This is a genomic window from Streptococcus sp. GMD3S (genome assembly GCF_000298695.2).
Lineage (GTDB): Bacteria > Bacillota > Bacilli > Lactobacillales > Streptococcaceae > Streptococcus.
This window is the reverse complement of the sequence record NZ_AJRC02000025.1, coordinates 1-13,196: the sequence shown is the minus strand read 5'-3', so window position 1 is coordinate 13,196 and position 13,196 is coordinate 1. Positions and strand designations below refer to the sequence as shown.

9 protein-coding genes and 1 pseudogene are annotated in these 13,196 nt (G+C 43.4%); all 10 read left to right on the top strand.

Going from position 1 to position 13,196, the window contains the following annotated elements; all coding sequences use genetic code 11:
• Window positions 1-447, top strand: a pseudogene (locus GMD3S_RS0208965) (3-deoxy-7-phosphoheptulonate synthase); the annotation flags it as partial.
• A gap of 1 nt (window position 448) precedes the next feature.
• Window positions 449-1,480: a 3-deoxy-7-phosphoheptulonate synthase gene (locus GMD3S_RS0208960; RefSeq protein ID WP_000864029.1), complete on the top strand. Its 1,032-nt coding sequence runs from the start codon at window positions 449-451 to the stop codon at window positions 1,478-1,480.
• A gap of 44 nt (window positions 1,481-1,524) precedes the next feature.
• A complete protein-coding gene (gene acpS / locus GMD3S_RS0208955; RefSeq protein WP_008278293.1) occupies window positions 1,525-1,887 on the top strand; it encodes a holo-ACP synthase in 363 nt (120 codons plus the stop codon).
• Entirely contained in the window at window positions 1,877-2,980 is a 1,104-nt protein-coding gene (gene alr / locus GMD3S_RS0208950; RefSeq protein ID WP_000648058.1) for an alanine racemase, read from the top strand. The genes acpS and alr overlap by 11 nt, the downstream gene beginning before the upstream one ends.
• 20 nt (window positions 2,981-3,000) lie before the next feature.
• A complete protein-coding gene (gene recG, locus GMD3S_RS0208945) occupies window positions 3,001-5,016 on the top strand; it encodes an ATP-dependent DNA helicase RecG (RefSeq protein ID WP_001048744.1) in 2,016 nt (671 codons plus the stop codon).
• A gap of 317 nt (window positions 5,017-5,333) precedes the next feature.
• On the top strand, window positions 5,334-6,314 hold the full coding sequence (locus GMD3S_RS0208940) for an acetylxylan esterase (protein ID WP_000795105.1): 981 nt from the start codon (window positions 5,334-5,336) through the stop codon (window positions 6,312-6,314).
• A gap of 334 nt (window positions 6,315-6,648) precedes the next feature.
• Window positions 6,649-10,041 (top strand): SIALI-17 repeat-containing surface protein, encoded by a 3,393-nt coding sequence (locus GMD3S_RS0208935; protein WP_025172988.1) that lies wholly within the window; start codon window positions 6,649-6,651, stop codon window positions 10,039-10,041.
• A 233-nt stretch (window positions 10,042-10,274) separates the two neighbouring features.
• Window positions 10,275-10,973, top strand: coding sequence for an N-acetylmannosamine-6-phosphate 2-epimerase (locus GMD3S_RS0208930; RefSeq protein WP_001135645.1), 699 nt, complete (start codon window positions 10,275-10,277; stop codon window positions 10,971-10,973).
• A gap of 113 nt (window positions 10,974-11,086) precedes the next feature.
• Complete coding sequence (locus GMD3S_RS0208925; protein WP_000672115.1) at window positions 11,087-12,415, top strand: extracellular solute-binding protein; 1,329 nt, start codon at window positions 11,087-11,089, stop codon at window positions 12,413-12,415.
• A gap of 218 nt (window positions 12,416-12,633) precedes the next feature.
• Window positions 12,634-13,196, top strand: a 563-nt coding sequence (locus tag GMD3S_RS0208920) for a carbohydrate ABC transporter permease (protein WP_192812753.1), incomplete at its 3' end; no start/stop codon positions are given.

Here is a 13,196-nt window from a genome sequence, read left to right as displayed (position 1 = left end):
TACGCAGCGCAAAATAAACAGAGTTTCCTTTTCCTCGGTAAAGAGGTGGAAACAACGGGAAATCCATTGTCCCACGCCATTCTTCGCGGTGCCTTGAACGAATACGGGAAAAATATTCCCAACTACTACTATGACAATTTGATGGATACCATTGATCAGTATGAAAAGATGGGCTTGGAAAATCCCTTTATTATCATCGATACCAATCATGACAATTCAGGCAAGCAATATATGGATCAAATCCGTATCGTTCGTCAGACCTTGATTAACCGTGACTGGAATGAGAAAATCAAAAAATATGTTCGTGGTTTTATGATTGAGTCCTATCTAGAAGATGGACGTCAAAATGAGCCAGAAGTTTTTGGGAAGTCCATTACAGATCCGTGTCTCGGATGGGACAACACAGAAGCACTTGTTCGCGAAATTTACCAAACGCTAGGAGAGTAAGATGGCATTTATCGAAAAAGGTCAAGAAATTGATATTGAAGCAATCAAGGCTGCGACCCAGTTGTCACCTGAAGCCTTGCGAAAGAAAGAAGCCCGCGATAGAGAGTTAGCAGCTATCATCTCGGGTGAGGACGACCGCATCCTTTTGGTGATGGGGCCTTGCTCTTCTGACAATGAAGAAGCAGTTCTCGAATACGCTCGTCGCTTAGCAGACTTGCAGAAAAAAGTTGCGGATAAAATCTTTATCGTGATGCGTGTCTATACGGCTAAACCTCGTACCAATGGAGATGGCTATAAGGGAATGATTCATCAACCAAATACCAGCGAAGCGCCTAGTCTCATCAATGGTTTGCAGGCTGTTCGTCAGCTACACTACCGTGTGATTACGGAGACGGGCTTGACGACAGCTGATGAGATGCTTTATCCGTCAAATCTCGTTTTGGTTGATGATCTGGTCAGCTACCATGCTGTAGGGGCTCGTTCAGTGGAAGACCAGGAACACCGCTTTGTAGCCTCTGGGATTGATGCTCCGGTTGGGATGAAAAATCCAACATCTGGAAATCTTGGGGTCATGTTTAATGCCATCTATGCGGCTCAAAACAAGCAAACCTTCCTTTACCATGGCCAAGAAGTGGAAACTTCAGGAAATCCTTTGGCCCACGTTATCCTTCGTGGTGCCATGAACGAATATGGTAAAAATGAACCCAATTTCTACTATGAAACCCTCTTAAATGCCATCAATCGCTATGAGACTATGGGACTTGAAAATCCTTTCATTATCATCGATACCAATCATGACAATTCAGGCAAGCAGTATATGGAACAAATTCGCATTGTTCGTCAAGCCTTGCTGAATCGTGACTGGAATGAAAAGATTAAAAAGACGGTTCGAGGCTTTATGATCGAATCTTACCTAGCAGACGGTCGCCAAAATCAACCAGAGGTCTTTGGTTACTCCATAACTGACCCTTGTCTAGGTTGGGAAAATACAGTAGCCTTGGTAGAAGAAATTTATACTACCTTAACAAAATAAGTGAAAAGGATGGAGTTGGGGGAATCTCAGCTCCTTTTATGAGTATGATAGTTGGACACGGAATTGACATCGAAGAATTGGCTTCGATAGAAAACGCAGTTACACGACGTGAGGGCTTTGCTAAGCGCGTGCTGACCCCTAAAGAAATGGAGCGTTTTACCAGTCTCAAAGGGCGCAGACAGATCGAATACTTGGCAGGCCGCTGGTCGGCTAAGGAGGCCTTTTCCAAGGCTATGGGGACAGGAATTGGCAAGCTGACCTTTCAGGATTTGGAAGTTTTGAACAATGAACGAGGAGCTCCCTATTTTAGTCAGGCACCATTTTCAGGAAAAATTTGGCTGTCAATCAGCCATACAGATCAGTTTGTGACAGCCAGTGTCATTTTGGAGGAAAATCATGAAAGCTAGTCCACATAGACCAACCAAGGCTCTGATTCATCTGGGAGCTATTCGACAAAATATTCTGCAAATGGGGGCTCATATCCCTGAAAGAACGCTCAAGTGGGCAGTGGTCAAGGCCAATGCTTATGGTCATGGAGCTGTTGCCGTTGCGATGGCGATTCAGGATGATGTTGATGGATTTTGTGTTTCCAATATTGATGAAGCTATTGAACTTCGTCAGGCTGGACTCAGCAAGAAAATCCTCATTCTAGGTGTATCTGAGTTAGAAGCTATTGGCCTAGCTAAAGAATACGACATCACCTTGACAGTGGCTGGACTGGAGTGGATTCAAGCTCTCTTAGCTAGGGAGACAGATTTATCTGGCTTAACGGTTCACCTCAAGATTGACTCAGGGATGGGACGAATTGGTTTTCGAGAAGCCAGCGAGGCTGAGCAGGCTCAAGCCTTGCTCCAACAACACGGTGCTCGCGTTGAGGGGATTTTTACCCACTTTGCTACTGCAGATGAAGAATCAGATGCCTATTTTAATACCCAGTTAGAACGATTTAAAGCTATTTTGGCAAGTATGAAGGAAGTCCCAGAGCTGGTTCATGCCAGCAACTCGGCAACGACCCTCTGGCATGCAGAGACTATTTTCAATGCAGTCCGTATGGGAGATTCCATGTATGGTCTCAATCCAAGTGGAGAGGTTCTGAACTTGCCTTATGATTTGACACCAGCCTTGACCTTGGAATCTGCTCTGGTTCATGTCAAGACAGTTTCAGCTGGAGCTTGCATGGGATATGGAGCAACTTATCAAGCGGATAGCGAGCAAGTCATCGCGACGGTGCCAATCGGCTATGCGGATGGTTGGACACGAGACATGCAGAATTTCACTGTCTTGGTAGATGGTCAAGCTTGCCCAATCGTCGGACGAGTATCTATGGACCAAATCACTATTCGGCTGCCTAAGGTTTACCCACTAGGAACAAAAGTAACCCTGATCGGCACAAACGGTGACAAGGAAATCACAGCAACTCAGGTAGCGACCTACCGTGGAACCATTAACTATGAGGTGGTTTGTCTCCTCAGTGACCGCATTCCGAGAGAATATCATTAAACTAAAGAAAGGAGTAGAGCATGAATCTACACCAACCCTTGCATGTCTTGCCTGGTGTGGGACCAAAGTCAGCAGAGAAATACGCCAAACTAGGAATTGAAAACTTGCAAGACCTCTTGCTCTACTTTCCTTTCCGTTATGAAGATTTCAAGACCAAGCAGGTGCTAGAGTTGGAAGATGGCGAAAAGGCTGTTCTGTCTGGTCAGGTAGTGACTCCTGCTAGTGTCCAGTATTATGGTTTCAAGCGCAATCGCCTGCGTTTTAGCCTCAAGCAGGGAGAGGTCGTTTTTGCGGTGAATTTTTTTAACCAGCCCTATCTGGCTGATAAGATAGAGTTGGGTGCAACTCTTGCTGTCTTTGGGAAATGGGACCGTGCCAAGGCCAGTCTGACTGGGATGAAGGTTCTGGCTCAGGTGGAAGATGACCTCCAACCTGTTTATCGTCTGGCTCAGGGAATCAGTCAGGCCAGTCTGGTTAAGGTCATTAAGACAGCTTTTGATCAGGGATTGGACCTCTTGATAGAGGAAAATCTTCCCCAGTCTTTACTGGATAAATACAAACTCATGTCCCGTTGCCAGGCTGTTCGCGCTATGCATTTTCCTAAGGATTTGGCAGAATACAAGCAGGCCATTCGCCGGATCAAGTTTGAGGAACTCTTTTACTTCCAAATGCAATTGCAGACGCTCAAGTCTGAAAATAGAGTTCAGGGAAGCGGTCTGGTTCTGAATTGGTCCCAGGAAAAAGTGACAGCCGTTAAAGAAAATCTGCCTTTCGCCCTGACCCAAGCTCAGGAAAAGAGTCTGCAGGAGATTTTGACCGACATGAAGTCCGACCATCACATGAATCGTCTCCTGCAAGGAGATGTGGGGAGCGGAAAGACGGTGGTTGCTGGCTTGGCTATGTTTGCTGCAGTGACGGCTGGCTATCAGGCAGCTCTCATGGTACCGACAGAAATCCTTGCGGAGCAACACTTTGAGAGTTTACAGAACCTTTTTCCAGACTTGAAACTGGCTCTCTTGACAGGTTCCTTAAAAGCTGTAGAAAAAAGAGAAGTTTTAGAGACCATTGCCAAGGGTGAGGCTGATTTGATTATCGGAACACACGCTCTGATACAGGATGGGGTTGATTATGCTCGTCTTGGTTTGATTATCATCGATGAGCAGCATCGTTTTGGTGTGGGCCAAAGGCGTATTTTACGGGAAAAAGGGGACAATCCTGACGTTCTCATGATGACGGCGACGCCCATTCCACGGACGCTGGCTATCACAGCCTTTGGAGATATGGATGTTTCCATTATTGACCAAATGCCAGCAGGGCGGAAGCCTATTGTGACGCGCTGGATTAAGCATGAGCAACTGGCTCAAGTCTTGACTTGGTTAGAGGGAGAAATTCAAAAAGGTTCGCAAGCCTATGTTATCTCTCCCCTGATTGAAGAATCTGAAGCTCTGGATCTGAAAAATGCCATTGCCTTATCTGAGGAGTTGACGGCTCATTTTGCAGGTAAGGCTGAAGTAGCTCTTCTACATGGTAAGATGAAGAGTGACGAAAAAGACCAGATTATGCAGGAATTCAAAGAGAGAAAAACGGATATTCTGGTTTCGACAACGGTTATTGAGGTTGGGGTCAATGTTCCCAATGCGACAGTTATGATTATCATGGATGCAGACCGGTTCGGTCTCAGTCAGCTTCACCAGCTCAGAGGTCGTGTCGGTCGGGGAGACAAACAGTCCTACGCTGTTCTTGTAGCTAATCCCAAGACGGAGTCTGGGAAGGACCGCATGCGTATCATGACAGAAACTACCAATGGATTTGTCCTTGCGGAGGAAGATTTAAAAATGCGTGGTTCTGGTGAGATTTTTGGAACCAGACAGTCAGGACTTCCAGAGTTTCAAGTGGCGGATATTATCGAAGATTTTCCGATTTTAGAAGAAGCCAGAAAGGTTGCCAGCTACATTAGTTCGATAGAAGGTTGGCAAGAGGATCCAGAATGGCGCATGATTGCTCTCCATCTGGAAAAGCAAGAACATCTAGATTAAGCCTTTTCTAAGAAATCTATAAGCTAGCTTTTAGGTTTGGGTCTTATACTAGAGTCATCAAAAAGAAACGAGGACTCTCACATGACGATTAAAGTAACCTACCAAAAGAAATTCCAAACCGTCAAACTAGAGAAAGGAGCTAGCACCTATTGATACACAGAGAGCGGAAACGCTCTTTTTATTTTTAAAACTACTTTCAGACGATAGGTTTGAGGAAAGAGAATCTAAAATCACTTTCTATTTAGCATTCTTTCTTGCATTGCCTTCCTAGATATGCTAGAGTTATGATAGCGATTACAAAACTAAAGGAGCATGCTATGAAAAATCCAGCTTTGTTAGAAGAAATCAAGACCTATCTAGGACGGGATGAAGTTCCAGAAGATTTTGATGCTTTCTGGGATGAGGAAGTCAAAAAAGTATCCACACTTCCAGCCTACCAGTTGGAGGAAAGGGATTTTAACATTCCTCAAGTCAAGTGTTATGAACTGACCTTTGAAGGAAGCAATGAAGGCAAGGTCTATGCACGCGTCGTCCTGCCAAAGACTGAGGAGAAAGTTCCGCTAATCTTCCACTTTCATGGTTATATGGGACGTGGCTGGGACTGGGCCGACATGCTGGCCTATACTGTGGCTGGTTACGGTGTTGTTTCCATGGATGTGCGGGGCCAGTCGGGCTATTCGCAAGACGGCTTGCGCTCTCCACTAGGAAATACGGTGAAGGGGCATATCATCCGTGGTGCTGTGGAAGGTCGGGAACATCTCTTTTATAAGGATGTCTATCTGGATATTTACCAGTTGATCGAAATTGTTGCTAGTCTGCCACAGGTGGATGAGAAGCGACTTTCTAGTTATGGTGCCTCACAAGGAGGGGCTTTAGCTTTGGTTGCAGCAGCTCTCAATCCTCGGATTCAGAAAACAGTGGCCATCTATCCTTTCTTGTCAGACTTTAGACGAGTGCTTGAGATTGGCAATACCAGTGAAGCCTATGATGAACTCTTCCGTTATTTCAAGTTCCACGATCCCTTCCATGAAACAGAGGAGGAAATCATGGCGACCCTTGCCTATATCGATGTGAAAAATCTTGCCCATCGTATTCAAGGTGAGGTCAAGATGATTACGGGCTTGGATGACGATGTTTGCTATCCTATTACCCAGTTTGCGATTTACAACCGCCTAACTTGCGACAAGGCCTATCGCATCATGCCAGAGTATGCTCACGAAGCCATGAATGTTTTTGTCAATGACCAAGTCTACAACTGGCTCTGTGGTAGTGAAATTCCTTTTAAATATGTGAAGTGATGAATGAGAGCCCAGGAGCTCTCTTTTTCATGTCCAAAACTTGAAAGTACTTTTAGAAAATTTAAAATATTAAAATATTCTTAAAAGTAAAATCTATTCTGTAGGAACACAGATGTAAATATAAGACTTTATTGTATAATAAAGGAAAAGTCACTTGTGAAAGGAGGAAAAAGGCTGCTGGGTGCTTAAAGAATTCCTCAGCAGAAAATGGGAGAGGATTGGAAGCTCTCATTAAGTTGGATATTTTCTTGTAAAACTTGTCTCTTGAAGAGACAATAAAAATTTTTAAAGAAAAAAGAAAGCGCTTTATTTTATGAAAAATGAAAGGACAAACATGAATTACAAATATTTAAATCGGAAACAGCGATACGGAATTCGAAAATTTGCAGTTGGGGCGGCATCTGTAGTGATTGGTACAGTGGTATTTGGAGCAAATCCAGTCTTAGCTCAAGAGCAAGCCAATGCAGCAGGGGCCAATACAGAAACTGTCGAACCTGGTCAAGGTTTATCAGAATTGCCAAAAGAAGCGTCCTCGGGAGATCTTGCTCATTTGGATAAGGATTTGGCTGGTAAATTGGCAGCAGCTCAAGACAACGGCGTTGAGGTGGACCAAGACCATTTGAAAAAAAATGAGAGTGCAGAATCAGAAACCCCATCCTCTACCGAAACCCCTGCAGAAGAAGCAAATAAGGAAGAGGAATCAGAGGATCAGGGTGCTATTCCTCGTGACTATTACTCAAGAGATTTAAAAAATGCTAATCCTGTCCTTGAAAAAGAAGATGTTGAAACCAATGCAGCAAATGGTCAGAGAGTTGATTTATCAAGTGAACTAGACAAACTAAAGCAACTAAAAAATGCTACAATTCACATGGAGTTCAAACCAGATGCATCAGCTCCACGCTTTTACAATCTCTTCTCTGTATCCAGTGACACCAAGGAAAATGAGTACTTTACTATGTCGGTCCTTGATAATACAGCTCTTATTGAAGGGCGTGGCGCTAACGGGGAGCAGTTCTATGATAAGTATACAGATGCTCCTTTGAAAGTTCGTCCTGGACAATGGAATTCCATGACCTTTACTGTCGAACAACCAACAGCGGAGTTACCTCATGGTCGAGTTCGTCTCTATGTGAACGGTGTCTTATCTCGAACAAGCCTCAAATCTGGTAACTTTATCAAAGATATGCCAGATGTTAATCAAGTTCAACTTGGAGCAACCAAACGGGCCAATAAAACAGTTTGGGCATCAAACCTACAAGTGCGAAACCTAACTGTTTATGATCGTGCTTTAAGCCCAGATGAAGTTCAGACAAGAAGTCAACTATTTGAAAGAGGTGATTTAGAAAAGAAACTTCCTGAGGGAGCGAAAATCTCAGAGAAAGAAGACGTCTTTGAAGGTGGAATGAACAACCAACCAAATAAAGATGGTATCAAGAGTTATCGTATCCCAGCTCTTCTCAAGACAGATAAAGGAACGCTGATTGCAGGTGCAGATGAACGTCGTCTCCATTCGAGTGACTGGGGTGATATCGGCATGGTCATCAGACGCAGTGAAGATAATGGTAAAACTTGGGGAGATCGAGTAACTATTACCAACCTACGTGACAATCCAAAGGCTTCTGATCCATCAATCGGTTCACCAGTGAATATCGATATGACCCTGACTCAAGATCCTGAAACCAAACGCATTTTTGCCATTTATGACATGTTCCCAGAAGGAAAAGGAATCTTTGGAATGTCTTCGCAAAAAGAAGAAGCCTACAAAGAAATCAATGGTAAAACCTATCAACTCCTCTATCGAGAAGGTGAACAGGAAGCTTATACTATTCGAGAAAATGGTACAGTTTACACTCCAGATGGTAAAGCAACAGACTACCGTGTTGTTGTAGAACCTGTTAAACCGGCCTATAGCGACAAGGGTGATCTATACAAGGGTGACCAGCTACTGGGCAATATCTACTTCACAACAAACAAAACTTCTCCATTTAGAATTGCGAAGGATAGCTACCTATGGATGTCTTACAGCGATGACGACGGGAAGACCTGGTCAGCGCCTCAAGATATTACTCCTATGGTCAAAGCCGATTGGATGAAATTCCTAGGAGTAGGTCCTGGAGTGGGGATTACCCTTCGTACTGGACCACATAAAGGTCGAATCGTCGTTCCTGTCTATACGACCAACCGGGCTAACCACCTCAATGGTTCTCAATCATCTCGAATCATCTACTCAGACGACCATGGTAAGACTTGGCATATGGGTGGTGGTGTCAACGACAATCGTACACTTTATGATGGTACAGTAGTCGATTCAAGTACCATGAGTAATTATTATGCTCAAAATACAGAAGCTTCAGTTGTTCAGTTAAACAATGGGGACCTCAAACTCTTTATGCGTGGGTTGACAGAAGATCTACAGGTTGCAACCAGTCATGATGGTGGTCTAACTTGGGACAATAACGTTGAACGCTACGATGTGCCAGACGTTTATGTTCAAATGGCTGCGACTCACACGGTTCAAAATGGCAAAGAGTATATTCTATTAGCAAATGCAAATGGTCCTGGTCGTAAAAATGGTTATATTCGAGTGGCTCGTGTAGAAGAAGATGGTCAGTTAACTTGGTTGCACCACCATTTGATTCAAGAAGGTGAGTATGCTTATAACTCACTTCAACAAATCGGACCAGATGAATTTGGACTTTTATATGAACACCATGCTCCTGGAGGTGTTCCATACACACTTTCCTTCAAGAAGTTCAACTGGGATTTCTTGACCAAGGAAAGAGTTTCTCCTAAAGAAGCAAAAGTAAAATATGCTATCCAAAAATGGCCAGGCATTATAGCCATGGAGTTCGATTCGGAAGTATTGGTCAACAAGGCTCCGACCCTTCAATTGGCAAATGGCAAGACAGCAACCTTTATGACCCAGTACGATACAAAAACTCTCCTATTCACAATAGACCCAGGGGATATGGGTCAAAGGATTACAGGTCTAGCTGAGGGTGCAATTGAAAGCATGCACAATTTACCAGTTTCTTTAGCTGGCTCTAAACTAAGCGATGGTATTAATGGCAGTGAAGCTGCTATCCATGAGGTTCCAGAGTTCACAGGTGGTGTTAATGCAGAAGAAGCAGCGGTTCATGAAGTTCCGGAGTATACAGGTCCAATGGCAACAGTAGGTGAAGAACCAGCTCCTACAGTAGAAAAAACCGAATTCACTGGTGGAGTCAATGCTGAGGAAGCCCCAGTGGCAGAGATGCCAGAGTACACCGGTCCATTATCAACAGTAGGCGAAGAACCAGCGCCAACGGTTGAAAAGCCTGAATTTACAGGTGGGGTCAACGCTGTTGAGGCAGCAGTCCATGAACTTCCAGAGTTCAAGGGTGGTGTCAATGCAGTTCTAGCAGCCTCAAACGAACTTCCGGAATATAGAGGAGGTGCTAACTTTGTCTTGGCAGCTTCAAATGACCTGCCAGAGTATAAGGGAGGTGTCAATGGCGCTGAGGCAGCAGTCCATGAAGTGCCAGAGTACAAGGGAGACACCAATCTAGTATTAGTAGCTGCAGACAACAAACTGTCTCTAGGCCAAGATGTGACCTATCAAGCGCCAGCCGCTAAACAAGATGAACTTCCAAATACAGGAAGCAAGGAAACAAGCTCACTGATTTCCCTTGGTCTTGCAGGTGTTCTTTTATCCTTGTTTGCATTTGGCAAGAAGAGAAAAGAATAATAAGTAAAAGCTATTTGACTAGGTATCGGAAGAGATAGCAGGTTTTTCAGCCTGCTATCTTTCTTTATTAAATTTAGGTTGATTCGAAATCATAAGAGGTCTGAAACTACTTTCAGGATAGTCTGTTCTATAAAATAGTTTTGAAACTGAAATCTATTCTACTACAAGCTATTGAAAGCGCTTAACAAATGATATATAATAAGCCCATAAGAACAAGAAAGGGAGGAAAGGGGATGCCACAGATCAGCAAAGAAGCCTTGATTGAACAGATCAAAGATGGAATCATTGTCTCTTGCCAGGCACTTCCTCACGAACCGCTTTATACAGAAGCGGGAGGAGTCATTCCCTTGCTAGTCAAAGCGGCTGAGCAAGGTGGAGCAGTCGGTATCCGAGCAAACAGTGTTCGTGATATCAAGGAGATTAAGGAGGTTACGAAACTCCCGATTATCGGGATCATCAAACGTGACTATCCGCCACAGGAGCCATTCATTACAGCGACTATGAAAGAAGTTGATGAGTTGGCTGAACTAGACATTGAGGTCATTGCTCTGGATTGCACCAAACGTGAACGTTACGACGGTTTGGAAATTCAAGACTTTATCCGACAAGTCAAAGAAAAGTATCCACATCAACTCTTAATGGCTGATACCAGTACTTTTGAAGAGGGTATAGCAGCAGTTGAAGCCGGAATTGATTTTGTTGGAACAACCCTATCAGGTTACACCTCTTATAGTCCGAAAGTGGATGGTCCAGACTTTGAACTGATCAAAAAACTGTGTGAAGCAGGTGTGGATGTCATCGCTGAAGGGAAAATTCATACACCAGAACAAGCTAAGCAAATCCTTGAGTATGGGGTGCGAGGTATCGTTGTTGGTGGAGCTATTACTAGACCAAAAGAGATTACGGAACGCTTTGTTGCCGGTCTTAAATAACACAATCTCAAAAAAGAGGAGAGTGGTCGATGCGTCGGAGAAAATGAAAACGTATACAAATATAAAGAACTCATTATCCAATATGGATACGCTTATCAATTAGGAGAATACAAATGAAATTTAGAAAACTAGCTTGTACAGTACTTGCGGGTGCTGCGATTCTTGGCCTTGCGGCTTGTGGTAACTCTGGTGGAAGTAAGGATGCTGGAAGTTCTAGTAGCGATAGCGGAAAAACAGAAATCACTTGGTGGGCATTCCCAGTCTTCACACAAGAAAAAACGGGTGACGGTGTTGGAACTTATGAAAAATCAATCATCGAAGCTTTTGAAAAAGCAAATCCAGATGTAAAAGTGAAATTGGAAACCATCGACTTCAAGTCAGGTCCAGAAAAGATCACAACAGCTATCGAAGCTGGAACAGCGCCAGACGTACTCTTTGACGCACCAGGACGTATCATCCAATACGGTAAAAACGGTAAATTGGCTGAGTTGAACGACCTCTTCACAGACGAATTTGTCAAAGATGTCAACAACGAAAATATCGTACAAGCAAGTAAGGCTGGAGATAAAGCTTACATGTATCCAATCAGTTCAGCACCATTCTACATGGCAATGAACAAGAAAATGTTGGAAGATGCTGGTGTAGCTAACCTTGTTAAAGAAGGTTGGACAACTGATGACTTTGAAAAAGTTTTGAAAGCCCTTAAAGATAAAGGCTACACTCCAGGTTCATTGTTCAGTGCTGGTCAAGGGGGAGACCAAGGAACACGTGCCTTCATTGCAAACCTTTACGGTGGTTCTGTAACAGATAAAGATGTAACTAAATATACAACTGACGATCCTAAATTCGTCAAAGGTCTTGAAAAAGCTGCTAGCTGGATTAAAGACGGTTTGTTGAACAACGGTTCACAATTTGACGGTGGAGCAGACATCCAAAACTTTGCCAACGGTCAAACTTCATACACAATCCTTTGGGCACCAGCTCAAAACGGTATCCAAGCGAAACTCTTGGAAGCAAGTAAGGTAGATGTGGTAGAAGTACCATTCCCATCAGACTCTGGTAAACCATCTCTTGAATACCTTGTAAACGGATTTGCAGTATTTAATAACAAAGACGATAAGAAAGTCGCAGCTGCTAAGAAATTCGTTCAATTCATCGCAGATGACAAAGAATGGGGTCCTAAAGACGTAGTTCGTACAGGTGCTTTCCCAGTTCGTACTTCATTTGGCAAACTTTATGAAGACAAACGTATGGAAACAATCAGTGGCTGGACTAAATACTACTCACCATATTACAACACTATCGATGGATTTGCTGAAATGAGAACACTTTGGTTCCCAATGTTGCAATCTGTATCAAATGGTGACGAAAAACCAGCAGATGCTTTGAAAGTCTTCACTGAAAAAGCTAACGAAACCATCAAAAAAGCTACAAAACAATAAGCACTAAGTCAGATTGATTCCCCCTTTTCCCTGTGCACTACGGTGTAAGAAAAGGGGGACTTTTGTTTGAAATGGTAGGAACTGTCACGAAATTAAAATGAAGTTCTTACATAAGCGAATCTTAAAAAATTTCATTTTGGTTTTAAAACAGTTCAAGAAAATCAAAAACTATTCTATTTGAAAGAGAGGTGCCGACTGTGAAAGTCAATAAAATTCGTATGCGGGAAACAGTGATTTCCTACGCTTTCCTAGCACCAGTGTTATTCTTCTTTGTCATCTTTGTCTTGGCTCCTATGATTATGGGATTCATTACAAGTTTCTTTAACTACTCCATGACGAAATTTGAGTTTGTGGGCTTGGACAACTACATTCGCATGTTTAAAGACCCTGTCTTTGTGAAGTCTTTGATCAATACCGTTATCCTGGTTATTGGATCTGTTCCGATTGTGGTTCTCTTCTCGCTCTTTGTAGCATCTCAAACCTATCATCAAAATGCCATTGCCCGTTCTTTCTATCGTTTCGTCTTCTTCCTTCCTGTAGTTACAGGTAGTGTTGCCGTAACGGTTGTATGGAAATGGATCTATGACCCACTATCAGGGATTCTAAACTTTGTCCTTAAGTCAAGCCATATCATCAGCCAAAATATTTCTTGGCTGGGTGACAAAAACTGGGCTTTGCTAGCGATTATGATCATCCTTTTGACAACATCTGTTGGTCAACCGATTATTCTTTATATCGCTGCCATGGGGAATATTGATAACTCACTTGTTGAAGCAGCGCG

Excerpts from the sequence above, each read along its gene's own strand:
- GMD3S_RS0208940 (WP_000795105.1), top strand. The coding sequence starts at position 5,334 with ATGAAAAATCCAGCTTTGTTAGAAGAAATCAAGACCTATCTAGGACGG.
- GMD3S_RS0208925 (WP_000672115.1), top strand. The coding sequence starts at position 11,087 with ATGAAATTTAGAAAACTAGCTTGTACAGTACTTGCGGGTGCTGCGATT.
- recG (WP_001048744.1), top strand. The coding sequence starts at position 3,001 with ATGAATCTACACCAACCCTTGCATGTCTTGCCTGGTGTGGGACCAAAG.
- GMD3S_RS0208935 (WP_025172988.1), top strand. The coding sequence starts at position 6,649 with ATGAATTACAAATATTTAAATCGGAAACAGCGATACGGAATTCGAAAA.
- GMD3S_RS0208930 (WP_001135645.1), top strand. The coding sequence starts at position 10,275 with ATGCCACAGATCAGCAAAGAAGCCTTGATTGAACAGATCAAAGATGGA.
- alr (WP_000648058.1), top strand. The coding sequence starts at position 1,877 with ATGAAAGCTAGTCCACATAGACCAACCAAGGCTCTGATTCATCTGGGA.
- GMD3S_RS0208960 (WP_000864029.1), top strand. The coding sequence starts at position 449 with ATGGCATTTATCGAAAAAGGTCAAGAAATTGATATTGAAGCAATCAAG.
- acpS (WP_008278293.1), top strand. The coding sequence starts at position 1,525 with ATGATAGTTGGACACGGAATTGACATCGAAGAATTGGCTTCGATAGAA.